The sequence below is a fragment of the Streptomyces sp. NPDC055099 genome (genome assembly GCF_053607685.1).
On the sequence record NZ_JBSGUA010000013.1, the window covers coordinates 98,721 to 113,494 of the forward strand.

Annotated in this window: 14 protein-coding genes and 1 pseudogene; 4 read left to right on the forward strand and 11 right to left on the reverse strand. The window is 70.5% G+C overall.

The features are described 5' to 3' along the window. The first annotated feature begins 201 nt into the window (after positions 1-201). Positions 202-1,146 (forward strand): threonine/serine dehydratase, encoded by a 945-nt coding sequence (locus tag ACWFRU_RS28815; RefSeq protein ID WP_453691048.1) that lies wholly within the window; start codon positions 202-204, stop codon positions 1,144-1,146. 243 nt (positions 1,147-1,389) lie between these two features. Then, the gene (locus ACWFRU_RS28820; protein ID WP_453691049.1) at positions 1,390-1,818 is read left to right on the forward strand and encodes a nuclear transport factor 2 family protein; all 429 of its coding nucleotides are present in this window, start codon (positions 1,390-1,392) and stop codon (positions 1,816-1,818) included. Between the two features lie 8 nt (positions 1,819-1,826). Here the strand turns inward: ACWFRU_RS28820 and ACWFRU_RS28825 are convergent, their stop codons facing one another. From ACWFRU_RS28825 to ACWFRU_RS28840, 4 genes are all read right to left on the reverse strand, one after another. Next, a complete protein-coding gene (locus ACWFRU_RS28825; RefSeq protein ID WP_453691050.1) occupies positions 1,827-2,417 on the reverse strand; it encodes a DUF6461 domain-containing protein in 591 nt (196 codons plus the stop codon). Between the two features lie 215 nt (positions 2,418-2,632). Further along, on the reverse strand, positions 2,633-3,289 hold the full coding sequence (locus ACWFRU_RS28830; RefSeq protein ID WP_453691051.1) for a CBS domain-containing protein: 657 nt from the start codon (positions 3,287-3,289) through the stop codon (positions 2,633-2,635). Positions 3,290-3,306: 17 nt separating this feature from the next. Next, positions 3,307-4,638 (reverse strand): Ni/Fe hydrogenase subunit alpha, encoded by a 1,332-nt coding sequence (locus ACWFRU_RS28835; RefSeq protein WP_453691052.1) that lies wholly within the window; start codon positions 4,636-4,638, stop codon positions 3,307-3,309. 181 nt (positions 4,639-4,819) lie between these two features. Beyond that, a complete protein-coding gene (locus ACWFRU_RS28840; protein ID WP_409054918.1) occupies positions 4,820-5,320 on the reverse strand; it encodes a hydrogenase maturation protease in 501 nt (166 codons plus the stop codon). Positions 5,321-5,491: 171 nt separating this feature from the next. Here ACWFRU_RS28840 and ACWFRU_RS28845 point away from each other — a divergent pair, with 171 nt between their 5' ends. Next, positions 5,492-6,355, forward strand: a complete 864-nt coding sequence (locus ACWFRU_RS28845) for a universal stress protein (protein WP_409054919.1) — start codon at positions 5,492-5,494, stop codon at positions 6,353-6,355. Positions 6,356-6,411: 56 nt separating this feature from the next. Then, positions 6,412-7,266, forward strand: coding sequence for a universal stress protein (locus ACWFRU_RS28850; RefSeq protein ID WP_453691053.1), 855 nt, complete (start codon positions 6,412-6,414; stop codon positions 7,264-7,266). A 23-nt stretch (positions 7,267-7,289) separates the two neighbouring features. Here the strand turns inward: ACWFRU_RS28850 and ACWFRU_RS28855 are convergent, their stop codons facing one another. The 7 genes and pseudogenes from ACWFRU_RS28855 to ACWFRU_RS28885 form a co-directional block, all read right to left on the reverse strand. Then, positions 7,290-9,671, reverse strand: a complete 2,382-nt coding sequence (locus ACWFRU_RS28855; protein WP_453691054.1) for a glycoside hydrolase family 65 protein — start codon at positions 9,669-9,671, stop codon at positions 7,290-7,292. Next, positions 9,668-10,234 (reverse strand): annotated as a pseudogene (locus ACWFRU_RS28860) (HAD family hydrolase). The gene ACWFRU_RS28855 and the pseudogene ACWFRU_RS28860 overlap by 4 nt, the downstream one beginning before the upstream one ends. A 41-nt stretch (positions 10,235-10,275) precedes the next feature. Further along, positions 10,276-11,151, reverse strand: coding sequence for a universal stress protein (locus ACWFRU_RS28865; RefSeq protein ID WP_453691055.1), 876 nt, complete (start codon positions 11,149-11,151; stop codon positions 10,276-10,278). Beyond that, on the reverse strand, positions 11,148-12,194 hold the full coding sequence (gene gap, locus ACWFRU_RS28870; protein WP_453691056.1) for a type I glyceraldehyde-3-phosphate dehydrogenase: 1,047 nt from the start codon (positions 12,192-12,194) through the stop codon (positions 11,148-11,150). The genes ACWFRU_RS28865 and gap overlap by 4 nt, the downstream gene beginning before the upstream one ends. A gap of 200 nt (positions 12,195-12,394) precedes the next feature. After that, positions 12,395-13,435, reverse strand: a complete 1,041-nt coding sequence (locus ACWFRU_RS28875) for a zinc-dependent alcohol dehydrogenase family protein (RefSeq protein ID WP_409054925.1) — start codon at positions 13,433-13,435, stop codon at positions 12,395-12,397. 80 nt (positions 13,436-13,515) lie between these two features. Next, a complete protein-coding gene (locus ACWFRU_RS28880; RefSeq protein ID WP_409054926.1) occupies positions 13,516-14,022 on the reverse strand; it encodes a flavodoxin domain-containing protein in 507 nt (168 codons plus the stop codon). Positions 14,023-14,038: 16 nt separating this feature from the next. After that, positions 14,039-14,770, reverse strand: a complete 732-nt coding sequence (locus ACWFRU_RS28885; RefSeq protein ID WP_453691057.1) for a CBS domain-containing protein — start codon at positions 14,768-14,770, stop codon at positions 14,039-14,041. Between the last annotated feature and the right edge of the window lie 4 nt (positions 14,771-14,774).

Here is a 14,774-nt window from a genome sequence, read left to right on the forward strand (position 1 = left end):
TCGAGTGATCACGTCGCTCGGCAGTACGGGTCACGCGACGAGACAGATCACGCGTCGCCACTCCACCGGCCGCCCAAGCCGTCGCCCCTTCACGGACCACGTAGTTGACCAAGAGATTGATCTGCACGACCGTTCCGGAGCACGCCCACGTATCGTGCAGGCGAGGACGGCGTAGGACACAACACAGTCAGAGGGGGCGCCATGATCGGTGTCGAGGAGCTGGAGGCCGCAGCGGCCAGGATCACTGGCCACGTGGTGCGTACTCCCACACTGCCCAGTCCCGGGCTGGCCGCGCTGCTGGGCGTGCCGGTCACGGTCAAGCTCGAACTGCTGCAGCGCAGTGGCTCGTTCAAGGCACGGGGCGCCGTCTCAAAGCTGCTCACGCTGACCGACGAACAGCGCGCGGCCGGTGTGGTGGCGGTGTCCGGCGGCAATCACGGGGTCGCCGTGGCGGAGATGTCGGCCGCCCTGGGCGTGCGAGCCACGGTGGTCATGCCGCAGGCCGCACCCGCCCGCTCCGTGGCGAGCGCCCGTGCCGCGGGCGCCGATGTCCGGCTGACCCCCACCATGGCCGAGGCCTTCGCGCTCATGGAACAACTGGAGAGCGAAGGGCTCACGCTCCTGCATCCGTTCGCCGACCCTGTCGTGATCGCGGGGCAAGGCACCGTGGGGCTCGAACTCGCTGAGGACGCCGGTGAGCTGACGGATGTCCTGGTCTCCATCGGCGGTGGCGGACTGATCGCCGGTGTGGCGGCGGCACTGCGGGCGCGACGGCCCGGTGTGCGGGTGTGGGGCGTGGAGACCACCGGCGCCGACGCGATGTCGCAGGCGCTGGCCCACGGCGGGCCGGTACAGGTGGACGTGGACACACGCATCACCACGCTCGGTGCGCCCACGGTGTCACCGCTGACCTACACCATGGTGCGCGACCTGGTCGACGAGGTACTGGTCGTGCCCGAGGCCGAGGCCTTTGCCGGGGTCCGGGAGCTGGCCGAGCACGCGAAGGTGTGGGCGGAGCCCGCGGCCGGCTGCCTCCTCCCGGCCGCCCGCCGCATCCTCGCCAAGACCGGCGACGAGACGCGGCTCGGCCTGGTGATCTGCGGCGGCAATGCGTCGGTGGACGACGTGGTCGCGTACGCGGGCTAGCTTCTCTGTCCGGGGAGGCCGTGGACGGCGAACCTGGAGCTGTGTGGCGCCACCGTCGACGAACAGTTCCGCGCCGGTGGTGAACGTGCTCTGGTCGCCGGCCAGGTAGAGGGCGGTGGCGGCGGCCTCGTCGGCGGCAAGCCCGGTGAGGCGGGCCCGACCGCCGGGCGTGGCGCGGTGGCGGGCCGGGGTGGTGTCGGAAAGCCGCCAGCCTTTGCACCTTCCGCTGTCTAGGGTCTTGGCATGCCTCAGCCAAGCCGCACCATCGTCGAAGACGCCTGGAAGGCGTTCGCGAGCCACGACGCCGACCGGATCTCCGCGGTCTTCACCGAAGACGCGGAGTGGCAGGCGCCCCCGGGCAACGCGACTGCCGTCGCGCTGGAGGGTCCCAGTCATCTGGTCGGCAGGGAGAGGATCGTGCGGTTCCTGGCCGACGAATTCCCGCGCTTCTTCGTGCGCGACGTCAACGTCACCTTCCACGGGTTCTATGCCGATGGCGAGCGGGTGATCGTGGAGGAGACCATGACGGCGACCCTGGCCAACGGCAGCCACTACGCCAACGACTACTGCTTCGTCTTCGAGCTCCGGGACGGGTTGATCCACCGTGTCCGCGAGTACATGGACACCGCCCGCGGCCATCGCATGATCTTCGGCGAGGTTCCTCGTCTCTGACGGGAGGGTCACCGCGGCCCCGATCGGTGGCCCCCGGTCCAAGGCCCCTCGAAGTCGGCCGAGGTGAGCGTAATGCCGGTCAGGACGCGTACCGCGAGGATGAGGCAGCCGTCGGGCTCTTCGGTGTCGGCTTCGCCGGTGGGTACACACGCGTCGGAGGCGTCGAAGCCGGCCGCGGTGAGGGAGCCGACGACCGGGTGGGCGGTGTCCACGCTGCCGGAGGGGCCGTCGAAGTAGCCGCCCGTCAGGTCGAGTTGGCCGAGGATGGCACCGTCGTGAGCGATGGCGGCCGTCTTCGTGTCGGGGTCGCGGTAGGCGCTGACGGCGGTCTGGCCGCCGGCGGCGAGGGTGCGCAGGACCTCGTCACCGAAGCCGATCCAGGTTTCGAATTCCATGATGAGGGTCCAGCCGCCGGGCAGTTCGCGGCCGAGCAGGAAGGCGCCTTCGCCTTGGCTCTCCTGCAGAAGGCGGGCGGCTTGATCCACGCCCTCGGGGCAGGGAACGGGGCCAGTGACGCCCATCAGGCGGAGCGTTTCGGCGAGTGGGTGGGCGGCGAGGGTTACGCACCAGCCTTCGCCGAACATCTCGTCCAAGTCCACGGCATGGGGCCTTTCGTCGGGTCCGCGGACGTGGTCCGTTGGCGGGAGTGCAAGAGGCCTGCGCACAGTACCGCCAGAGAATGCACGACCGGGTACGACCCCGGGCACGGCCCCTCAGCCGCGAGAGGGCCATCTCTCAGCAGATTCAAGGGCCTGTGTCGCTCGTGATGAAAGGGTCGACTGCCTGCCGCGGCCCCGGTATTCGTCGAGGTACTTCAACGGGGTGGTGACCGGTCGGGTTCCGTCAGGGCGATGCGGACGTCCACCACGCCTTCGACGGCCCGGGTCAGGCGCGCGGCGACCGGGACGAGGGTCCGGTCGCGGATCTCTCCGCCGAGGGTGACCACGCCGCTCTCCACGGCGACGGTGACGGTCCGGCCAGGGAAGAGGAAGGCGGTCACGGTGCGCGTCACCTCGTCGGCGAGGTCCTCGTCGGTGCGCAGGAACACCTTGAGGAGGTCGCTGCGGCTCACCACGCCCTGGAGCAGGTCATGGGCATCGGTCACCGGGAGTCGCTTGATGTGCCGTTGCGCCATGATGCGAGCGGCCTGCGGGAGTGTGGTGTCCGGGTGGACGGTGACGGCGGGAGTGCTCATCACCTCGCCCGCGGTCACCCCGCCGGCCTTGGCCAGGTCGGAGAGGCGTCGCAGCTGGTCGGTGCGGGTGGGGTCGCTGTCGCGGAACTCCTCTTTGGGCAGCAGGTCCGCCTCGGAGACCACGCCGATCACCCGGCCCTCGCCCGCGAGAACGGGCAGCGCGCTGATTTTCCACTGCTCCATCAGCGCGACGATCTCCTTGAAAGGGGCCTCACGGCCGACGGCGACGACGGTGTGCGTCATCACGTCGCTCACGGTGCGCGGGGTGTGGAGCACGGTGTCCTCCTCTGGGGTCAGGTGCGCTCGACGGTCAGGTCGAGGAAATGGGTGGACCAGGAGATGCAGGGGTCGTGGTTGCGGATCGTCCGCTCGCACAGCCGTTTCAGTTCCGCGTCGTCCAGGCCCTGTTCGGTGATGGCGGTCTGGGCGGTGCGCCGCAGGTCCTCCTCGATCGCGCCTTGGTTCTGCGCGGTGGGCGGCACCATGCGGGCGTCGGCGACCGTGCCCTCGGCGTCCAGGAGGTAGCGGTGGTAGAGGAGTCCGCGCGGGGCCTCGGTCGCTCCGTGGCCGGTGCCCGCGACGGGCGGAACGTCGGTGTACGGACGCCGCGGCGGCTCGCAGGTCTCGATGATCCGCAGCGCTTCGTCGATCGCGTACACGACCTCCACGGCCCTGACGAGGATCGAGCGGTATGGATTGCGGCAGACCACTCCCTCGTACGGGTCTCCGAGCCCGGCCGCGCGGGCGGCCTCGACGGCGGTGCGCGACAGCCACCGGCCGCTGATCGCGAAACGGGCGAGGGACCCGGTGAGGTGGCGGCGCCCGTCGAGTGTGGAGTGCAGGGCGGTGGAGTGCGAAAGGTGCTCCTCGTGTACCCGGTCGAGGAAGGTGTGCAGCGGGAAGGTGCCCAGCGTCCCGTCGGGGCGCAGCACCGCCGGGGTGCCGGTTTCGATGGCGTACGTTCCCGGCTGGGCCAGGGCGAACAGGTCGGCGTCGGCCTCGGCGTCCGGGAAGTCGAATCCGGCCACCCAGTGAACGGTCTGCCAGGCATCTTCCAGCGCCCGTTTCAGTTGCTCGGCCAACGGCCGCAGCGCACTGCGGGGCGGGGTGCGGTGGAAACCGCCGACGCGGACGTTGACGGGGTGGACGGCGCGGCCGCCGAGGAGTTCGAGGATCGCGTTGCCCGCTTGGTTCAAACGCAGTCCCCGTTCGACCTGCGTGCGGGCAGTGCGGGCCAGTTCGATGGCGCCGTCGCAGCCGAGGAAGTCGGGTGCGTGCAGGAGGTGGATGTGCAGCGTCTGGCTCTCGATCCATTCGCCGCAGCACAGCAGCCGCCGCAGTTCGCGCAGGGCCGGATCGATGGCCACGCCGCAGGCGTCCTCGATGGCCGCGCAAGCGCTCATCTGATGGGCGACCGGGCAGATTCCGCACACCCGGGCGGTGATGTCGGGCGCCTCGGTGTAGGCCCTCCCCCGCAGGAAGGCCTCGAAGAACCGCGGCGGCTCATAGATCCGCAGCCGTGCTTCGGTGACCGTGCCGTCGTGCATACGCAGGTGCAGGGCGCCCTCGGCCTCCACGCGGGAGAGCGAGCCGACGTGCAGGGCACGGCTGCCGCGGTGCGTCATCGGCGTAACTCCTCTTGATGAAGGGGCAGTGGAAGCGGCGGCCTCCGGGATCGAGGAGCTCGGTCGGGCGGGCGGCGCAGTTCGCGGCGTCGGGCGGGATCACGACGAAGCGGAAACCCACCCCTTGGACCGCGCCGAGCACCTCGAAGTGGACCGCGTCGCGCTCCGTCATGGCCGCGCCTCACCCGCGTGCCGCGGCGTCCCGGTGCTGGACGATCTCGTTCTCGATGTCTTCGGCCAGCGGTGCCACCACCGGCTCGACGGCCGCCGAGAAGCCGGTTCCCAGCGCGTCGTCGGCGCCCTCGACCGCGTAGACGACCAGCCGGCCCGGCAACCGGCCCAGGACTCGGGCGAGCTCGACGGCCTCCCCGAGCCCGAGCCCGTGCGAACTGGTCGTCCGGGGCCGGTCCAGGGCCTCCGCGTCGAGTGCCAGCCGGTGCACCAGCCCTGGACGTGCGGGATGCGCGTGGGCGGCGTCCACGACCACCGCGAGGTCCGCGCCCTCCCACAACCCGATCAGCCGCGCGGGATCGCCGTCGCAGGTGGCCAGAAGCACCCCCGGCGGCAGGGGGCGCACGGCGGCTCGTTCCCGGAGCCGCGCGATCACGGCCCATCCCACGCCGTCGTCCCGCCGGAACTCGTTTCCGACGCCGATCACAGCGATGCGCGTCCGCGTGGACATCGCGCCTCCTTCCGCCGGACCTCGCTTTCACTGTGCGCGGTGGCCATCGCCCTCGGTAGGGGCCGGATGTCCCCCCTCCTGGGCCCGTTCGCCCCTCCCCCACGGAACGCCTCGGTGGAACCGTGCGCAGTAGGGCCTCCGCGAGGAGGCACGGCGGAGGGCGGTGACACCGTGGACAAGCCTCTGGTGGTCGGAGTGGACGGCTCGGATCCGAGCCTGCGCGCACTGGACTGGGCGGTGGACGAGGCCGCGGCACGCGGTGTGCCGCTGCGTGTCGTTCACGCGTCGAGGTGGGAGTGGTACGAGGGTCACGAGCCGTCGTTCGGCATCAACCGGACGTCCGTGCAGGTTCTCTCGGATCACATCGCCGCCACAGCGGTCGAGCGCGCACTGCGCCGCGCGGCCTCCCTGAAGGTGACGAGTGACGTGCTGTCCGAGGATCCGGCCGCCGCTCTGGTACGGCTCAGTTCCGAGGCGGGTGCGATCGTGGTGGGCAATCGAGGGCGCGGCGAGATCGCCGAGTTGCTGCTCGGCTCGGTCGGCCTGTCCGTCGCCGCGCACGCCACGTCACCGGTGATCGTCGTACGCGGCGGCGAGAGGAACCTCAGCCGCGGGTTCGGAAGTGTTGCCGTCGGGCTCGACGAACCCCGGGAAGCCGACGCCGCGATGGAGTTCGCTCTGCGCGAGGCGGAAACCCACAAGGCCGCGGTATCGGTCATCCATGCCTGGCGCTGCCCGGCCCGCGAGGCCCCTGACTTCCCCGCCAGGACGTCCGACGAGCACCAGCGCCGCGGCGAGGAACAGGTCGAAGAGGCCCTGCGGGGTACGGCGGCCTCCCATCCCGGCATCGGGATTCGCCGCCAGATCGTCGAGGGCCACGCACGCGACGCGCTCCTCGACGCGGCCCGCACGGCCGATCTCCTGGTGGTCGGCGCACGTCGCCGGAAGGGACACCTCGGCCTGCAGCTCGGTCCGGTCAATCACGCCGTCCTGCACCACGCGGCCTGCCCGGTGGCGGTGGTCCCGCACGGCTGAGCCGACTTGTGGGCCCCGCCCGCCGGCGTACCCAACAAGCCACGAAGGTGCACACCATGTCCTTGCGAACACCCGTGACCGCAGGCATCGACGGCTCACCCGAAAGCCTGGCAGCAGCACACGAAGCAGCGCGTGAAGCCCTGCTCCGTGACCTCCCCTTGCACCTCGTCCATGTATTTGACCAGCCGTCGCAGCGAACCCGTCTACCGGAGATCGAAGTCCCGTTCCATCGGGAGAGCGGCGCCCTCGACCGAGCCGTCCTGAAGATCTCCGACACCTATCCCGCGCTCGGCATCATTGACGAGCAGGTCACCGGGCCACCGGTGGAGGCGCTGCTGGCCGCGGCCGAAACCTCGGCCTTGCTCGCGGTCGGCTCACGCGGCTTCGGGTCGGTGACAGGTGCCCTGATCGGCTCGGTGGCCCTGGCCGTCGCCGCCCGGGCCACATGCCCGGTCCTCCTGGTCCGTGCGGGCGAGGAAGCCCCGAAGGCGCGTCAGGGCCCCGCGGCCGGGCCCTACGCCCCGGTGCTGATGGGCCTTGACCTGAACCACCCCTGTGACGAACTCCTGGAGTTCGCCTTCCTCGCGGCGACCCTCCGGGACGCACCACTGCACGTGATGCACACCTGGACGCATCCGCTCGGCCCCAGCACCGACGCCACCGCGCCCGCCGTGACGAAGTCACACCTGCTCACGTCCGCTCTCGCCCCCTGGCAGCACAAGTTCCCGGGCACGCGGGTCATCGAGCGGCTCGTCCACGGTGCGGCGGGCCACCATCTGGTGAACGCCTCCTCCACCGCAAGCCTTCTCGTACTCGGCCGCCCCATCTCCGCCGGACCGCGCCTCGGAGCGACCGCGCACAAAGCGATCCACCGTGCCACCTGCGCGGTCGCGATCGTCCCGCACGCCTGACGGGGCACCAAGGCGCGCGGTGCTCAGTCAGGAAGCAGCAGCCGACACGTCTCCCCCGGCCGGACACAGATCGACCGATCGGCCAGGCGGACATCGACGGCTGAGCGGTCGGACGCGGGCACCGAGATCTTCAGCACCCCCCGTTCCAGGCGCAGTTGCACGCCCCAATGACCTTGGTATCGGAGAGCGAAACCGTACGAGGACAGCTCCGGCAGGGGCGCCGGGTCGAGCCACAGGGCACCCTGCCTGGTTTCCAGCCCGGTCAGTCCCCGCTGGACCAGGTCGAGGGTGCCGGCCATGGCTCCCAGGTGGATGCCTTCTCCGGTGGTGCCGCCCTGCAGATCGGCGATGTCACCCCGCAGGGCTTCTTGACAGTAGCTCCACGCATCGGCTCGCCGGGCACGGGCGAGGACCCAGCCGTGGACCAGGCCGCTGAGAGTGGAGCCGTGGCTGGTGCGGTGCAGGTAGTGATCGACGGTGCGACGCCAGGTGGCCTCGTCGAGCCGGTATCCCAACCGCCGGAACAGCCCTTGGAGTTCGGCGGGCGAGAAGAGATAGCCCAGCATCAGGACGTCGGCCTGTTTGGAGGCCTGATAGCGGTTGACCGTGTCCCCTTCCGCCTCCAGGATCCGGTCCAGACGACGGATGTCCTCATAGCGCTTCCGGTAGCCGTCCCAGTCGAGTTCCATCAGGCTGCCGTAGCCGTCGAACTGGCTGATGACGTCCTCGTGGAAGGGCACGTGAAGGGTGCGCGACACGTCCTCCCAGACTTCCAGCTCACCTCCGTCAAGGCCGGTCCGCTCGAAGAGTTCCTGGCGGCGCGGGGCAGGCAGGCTGCGCAGCACTTCCAGCGTGCGGGCCAGCACCCAGGCGGCGGTGACGTTGGTGTACGCGTTGTCGTCGAGGCCCGGCTCCTTCGCGCCCGGGTAGGCGTCGTGGTACTCGTCGGGCCCGACGACACCGCGAATGCGATGCCGTCCAAGGCTCTCGTCGTAGGTGGCCGAGTCCGCCCAGAAGCGGGCGATCTGCAACAGCATCTCGGCACCCTTGGTGTGCAGGAACTCGATGTCCCCGCTCGCCTCGCAGTACTGCAAGACGTTGTACGCGATGGCCGAGCCGACGTGGTGCTGGAGACGGGAGTGATCCGGCAGCCAGCGCCCAGAGCGCGGGTTGAGGTGCAGTTCCTGCGTCTCCTCGCGCCCGTCGCTGCCGCTCTGCCAGGGGTACAGTGCGCCCGCCCGGCCGATGCCGCGAGCAGCCGTACAGGCCTGTTCCAGGCGTCGGTGGCGGTAGCGGAGCAGGGCGCGGGACACCTCGGGAAAGTGCAGGTTGAGGTAGGGCAGGACGAACAGTTCGTCCCAGAAGACATGTCCGCGGTAGGCCTCGCCGTGCAGCCCCCGGGCCGGTACGCCGACGTCGAGTTCGGCGGTGTGCGGGGAAAGGGTCTGCAGCACATGGAAGAGGTGCAGGCGCAGGATGCTGCCCGCTTCCCCCGGCACCTCCAGCTCGGCCCGGCGCCAGAGTTGGTCCCAGGCACTGATGTGCCGGTCCAGCAACTCGTCAAAGTCCGGCGCCCCCTGAACCCGGTCCAGTGCGGCGCGCAACGGGTCACTGATCGCGGGGTCGCGCGAGGTGTGCAGGGCTGCGGTCTTGTCGACGGTCACGGTGCGGCCCGGTGTGAGCTGCAGGAGCGTGCGCTGGGTGGCCCGCGAGGCCGTGTGGCGGGTCGCGACGGTGGTGGGCACGGCGAGGCGGGCCGCCATGGCGACGCGGATGTCCGACGTGCGGGTACGGCAGCGCAGCCACACGGTGTCGACGGCGGCGGTCCCGGTGTGTACGTGCGTCAGATGGCTGCCGTCCAGATCGCCGTAGCGGGGCACGCCGGCATTCGTGACGGCGCCGTCGAGTGCCGCCTCGACCTCGAGACGTCCGGAGAAGTTCTCTGCCGTGAACTCGGTCCGCAGGGCGGCCAGATGAGGGTCGGCCATGTGGACGAGGCGCAGCTGACGGACGACGAGCCGGCGCCCCTGACCATCGGCGTAGCGGCTCCGGCGCTCCAGCAGGCCGCTGGACAGGTGCAGGGTCTGGTGGTGGTCGAGCAGGGCCGCTGTGTCCGGGGAGAACCACGTGCCTGCGTCCGTGTCGCCGGGCAGACGGAAACGCAGCGGCAGCCAGTTCGGCAGGTTGACCATGTCCTCGTTCTCGACCTGTCGTCCGGCCACGTCGGAGACGAGCCGGTTGTAGCAGCCCGCGGCGTACGAGCCCGGGTAGTGCACGTCGTCCGCCGTGCACTCGGGCAGCGCCCCGCGGGTCGCGAAGTAACCGTTGCCCAGCGTGCACAGCGACTCCCTGAGCCTCTCGTCCGCGGGGTCGTAGCCCTCGTACTCCCAGGTCCGGTCCGTCACTTCGGTGTACCTCCCAGCAGGAGTTCCTCCAGGTCGCGTACGACGAGGTCGGCGCCGTGCCGCAGCAGTCTCTCGCGCGAGCCCTCGGTTGCCGCGCGGTCCACGCCGATGACGAGGGAGAACCCTCCTCGCCGGCCGGCCTCGACCCCCGCGAGGGCGTCCTCGACGACCGCGGCCCGTCCGACGGGGACACCGAGGCGGCGTGCCGCCTCCAGGAAGAGGTCGGGCCGCGGTTTGCCCGGCGGGTCCAGGCGGGCCGCCTCGTCGCCTCCGGGATGGGCGTCGATGCCGTGTTCGCTCAGCCGCGTCACGTACAGCCGCTCCTTCTCGGCGGCGACGCTCCCCGCACGGTCCGGACGGAGCGTTCGAGCCTGCGTGAGGCCAGGAACGCCTCCGTGCCGTCGAGGCGGGACTTGCCGTCCACGTACCGCGGGTAGTCGTCGTGCGAGGGCGTGCACCCGGGCCGAGTCGGTGATCACTCCGTCCGTGTCGAAGACGACGGCACGTAGGCCTCGCAGGACGGCCGCCAGGTCACCGCGGGTCACGTTCGTGAGCGGGGTCATGGCGTGCTCCTCGGCAGTGCGGGACGGGCAACGTTCCGAGCTCACGTCAGTTGCGGCACGATCGCCACCGGGCAGTCCGCATGGTGCAGCAGCGTGTGCCCCACCCTGCTCAGCTGGAGGCCGAAGTGGCCGTGCCGGCGACGAGCCCCGATGACCATGAGGTCCGCGGCGGCCGAACGGCGCAGCAGTACCTTGCGCGCCGATCCCTCGACCGTCCTGTGCCGCACCCGGACCTCGGGGTGATCCGCGGCGGCATCGTGGAGAGCGGCGTCGAGCAGGGCCGATGCCCGTTCCCGGTGGTATCGGGAGAGTGCGTCGGAGGACAGGGGGTCGTCGGTGGCCTCGTACGCGGGACACCGCCAGGCACGTATGGCATCGAGCGGGCACTTGCGGGCCGCGGCCGCGCGGAAGGCGAACCGCACGGCCTCACTGTTGGTCTCGGGGTCTCCGACACCGAGCATGATCTGTTCATGTGCGCCCTCAAGGCCCGCCTTGTCTCCGCGCACCACGATCACCGGGCAGTAGGCACGGGCGGCCACGGCGAGACTCACCGAGCCGAGCAGCAGTCCGGCCAGCTCTCCACGCCCTCGCACGCCCGTCACCAGGACCGAGGCGTTGTGCCCTTCACTCAACAGCGCGGACGCCGCGTCGTCGTGCACCAGGTCCGCCGAAATCTCCATGCCGGGGTTACGCCGACGGGCGCGCGCAACGGCCGATTCGACGATGCTCTCCGCCGTCTCCTGTGCGGAGGGGCGTTCCACATCGCCATGGGGCAGCGCGGTCTCGTGGTGTTCCGAGAGGGAGGCGTGCACCAGGCGCAGGGGGAGGCCGGTACGGGCCGCCTCGTCCACCGCCCAGTCGACGGCCACGAGACTCGCGTCGGACCCGTCGACTCCGACCACCAGAGGCAGCTTCATCGTCCCTGCCGCCTTTCACGCGGCTGTACGGACGGCATGACGAACTCGGTGAGGTCGAGGAGCCGGTGGGTGTACCCCCATTCGTTGTCGTACCAGCCGAAGACCTTCACCAGGTCGCCGTGCGCCTGGGTGAGCGGCGCGTCCAGGACGCACGAAGCGGGATCGCCGATGATGTCGCGGGAGACGATCGGCGCGTCGGACACCCGCAGGACGCCTTTCAGAGCTCCGTCGGCGGCTTCGCAGAACGCGGCGTTGATCTCGTCCGCGGTCGCGGACCGTTCGAGGACCACGCTCAGGTCGGTCAGGGAGCCGTCCTCGACCGGCACCCGCACGGCGATGCCGTCCAGGGTGCCCGCCAGCTCCGGCAGGACGAGGCCGACGGCGCGGGCGGCTCCGGTGCTGGTCGGGATGATGTTCGCGGCGGCGGTGCGGCCCCGCCGCAGGTCCTTGTGCGGGCCGTCGAGCACCACCTGGTCGTTGGTGTAGCCGTGGATGGTGGTCATCAGCCCTTTCACCAGGCCGAAGTGCTCATGCAGCACCTTCACCATCGGCGCCACACAGTTGGTGGTGCACGAGGCGTTGGAGATGACGTGGTGCTGGTCCGGGTCGTAGGTGGCTTCATTGACGCCCACGACGAGCGTGGCGTCCACACCCTTGCCGGGGACGGACAGCAGTACCTTGCGCGCCCCGCCCTTCAGGTGCCGGCCCGCCTCGTCGCGGGTGCGGAAGCGGCCGGTCGACTCGATCACCACGTCCACGCCGTGATCGGCCCATGCCAGGTCGGCGGGGTCGGGCTCGGCCGTCACCGCGATGCGCTGTCCGTCCACCGTGAGCGAGGTGTCGTCGTGCTCGACGGTGTGCCGCAACCGCCCGTAGGTCGAGTCGTACTCCAGCAGATGGGCCAGCGTCGCCGGGGACGTGATGTCGTTGACGGCCACCACCTGCACGGCGGACCGGCCGGCGGTCTCGGCGCGGTCCAGTACGCAGCGCAGATAGTTCCGGCCGATGCGCCCGAAGCCGTTGATCCCCACGCGCACGCTCATGTCCGTCGCCTCCCGGGTCGGTGTCCTGTCTCCCGTGCCAGCCTGCGCGCCCGCCTGCGGCGCGGGCAGGGGCCGACCGGCCCCACGATCGGGGCCGTACGGGACTGCCTCGCGTCGTGCCCGCCCCGTCCGAGCCTGTACGAATTCGCAGAGGGCGGCCGCCACGTGGCCGGCTTGCTCGGCACCGGAACGGAACAGGGTCACGAGGCGAACAGCGCGACCTTGAGCGCTCCGCTCTCCTCGGGCCGGGTGAAGACGTCGTACGCCTCCTGCATCTCGTGCAGACCAAACCGATGGGTGACAAGCCCCGCGGTGTCCAACTGCTTGGCCGCGACCATGCGCAGCAGTGCCGGTGTGGAGTACGTGTCCACGAGGCCCGTGGTGATCGTGACGTCACGGGTCCAGAGGTCCTCCAGGTGCAGGGTGGCCGAACGGCCGTGGACGCCGACGTTGGCGACGCGTCCGCCGGGTCGGATCAGCCGGGTGCACACCTCGAAGGTGCCGGGAATACCGACCGCCTCGATCGCGACGTCCGCGCCGAGTCCGTCGGTGAGTTCAGCGATCCGGCCGGTGACGTCGTCGGAGGGGTCGAGCGTGAGCTGCGCGCCGTGCCGTGCGGCCGCCTCCCGCCGTGCGGGAGTGGGATCGACGGCGATGACGCGGCTCGGGCTGAAGAGGCGGGCCGTGAGGATCGCGGCGAGGCCGATGGGACCGGCTCCGACGACGGCCACGACGTCTCCGGGCGAGACCTGACCGTTGAGCACTCCCACTTCGTACGCGGTCGGAAGGATGTCGGCGAGCATGAGTGCGCTCTCGTCGCTGACCTGGTCGGGCAGCACGTGGGTGGAGGTGTCGGCGAAGGGGACCCGGGCGTATTCGGCCTGTACGCCGTCGACGCGGTGCCCAAGGATCCAGCCGCCACCGCCCAGGCACTGCCCGTACTGCGAGGACCGGCAGAAGCGGCAGCGGCCGCACGCGCTGATGCACGAGATCAGTACACGGTCCCCGGGGCGCACGGTGGTGACCGATGGCCCCGCCTGGTGCACGGTGCCGACGGCTTCGTGGCCAAGGATGCGACCCGACTCGACGGTCGGCACATCGCCCTTGAGGATGTGCAGATCCGTGCCGCAGATGGTGACGGCGTCAATGCGTACGATCGCGTCGCCGGGGTCATGAATCACCGGGTCGGGAACGTCTTCCCAGGATCGCTTGCCGGGGCCGTGGAACATCAGAGCCTTCATGGCTGCCTCCCTGAGGCGTGAACCTTCTTCTTCCGCACGACATGGCGGGCGCTGTGTCCGCCCGCCGTGCCGGTGCGCGTTCAGCCGTGGCGGGCCCGTGTCAGTTCGCTCGCGATGCCCGCCGCCCACTTCTCGATCTGCGGGAAGTCCCGGAAGTCTCCGCCTTTGCCGGAGCTCACGATCTTCCGCGCGACGAAGCCTTTCGCTCCTTCTTCCAGGCATCCTCCAAAGGTGCGGTGTTCCTCCGCGCCGAGGCGGTCCATGGTTCGCCTCACCCCCCGTACGGGCGGGATGTCACGTTCCGACGCCGTGGCGTCGAGCGGGCCGCTGCTGAACAGCCACAACGGGCGCTCGGCCAGCGCGCGGTGGTGACGGCGGACGAAGCGACGGGCGTCCCTGTGCCAGCGCCCGGCATAGAGTCCTCCCCCGAGCACCACGGCGTCGTAGGAGTCCAGGCTCGCCACCGACCGTGCCGACAGGGCCTCGGCCGTGAGGCCGTTCTTGTGCAGCACCTCGGCGATGGCATCGGCTATCCGGGCGGTCGATCCGTTCGTGGTCGCATAGGCGACCAGTACCTTCTTGGGCATGGCGCTACGTCTCCATTCACAGTTTACGCAGCCAGTCGTCGGCGACACCGTGCAGTGCCTGGTCGTCGGGCCGCAGATGTGAGTCGTCCAGCCGGTAGTGGAGCTTGTCGACGACCGCGACGACTCCGTCGATCTGCCGGGTCATGGAGACCGCGATCTCCGTCTCGCTCCTGCGCTCCAACTGGCCGGCGAGCGTGACCACTCCCTCCTCCACGGAGATCTCGATGGTGCGGGGGGCCAGCCACAGGGCGTGGACCAGTACCTCCTGGATCACCTCGTCCCGGATCGCCGCGTCGGTACGCAGGAAGACCTGGAGCAGGTCGCGGCGGGTGACGATGCCGACGAGCCGTTCCTCCTCATCCAGGACCGGCAGCCGCTCCACACGTCGCCGCGCCATGGTCCGCGCGGCCTCGACGATGGTTTCGTCGGCGTGCACGGTGACGGGCGGCGTGGTCATGAGCTGGCCGGCGGTACGGGCCTTCGCCTTCGCCGCCTGCCTCTTGGCGCCGCGTGTCCACGCCTTGAGGCCGGCCGACCGGTGGCGGTGCTTCGGCTCGGGCGCCTCGGCCTGCCTGACCAGCAGGTCCGTCTCGGAGATCACTCCGATGACCATGTCCTCGGCGTCGACCACGGGCAGCCCGCTGATCCTGTTGGCGGCGAGCAGCCGGGCCACCTCCTTGAACGGTGTGGCGTACTCGGCGCGGACGACATCCGTCGTCATCACTGAGCCGACCTTGTCGTGCTTCATGGCT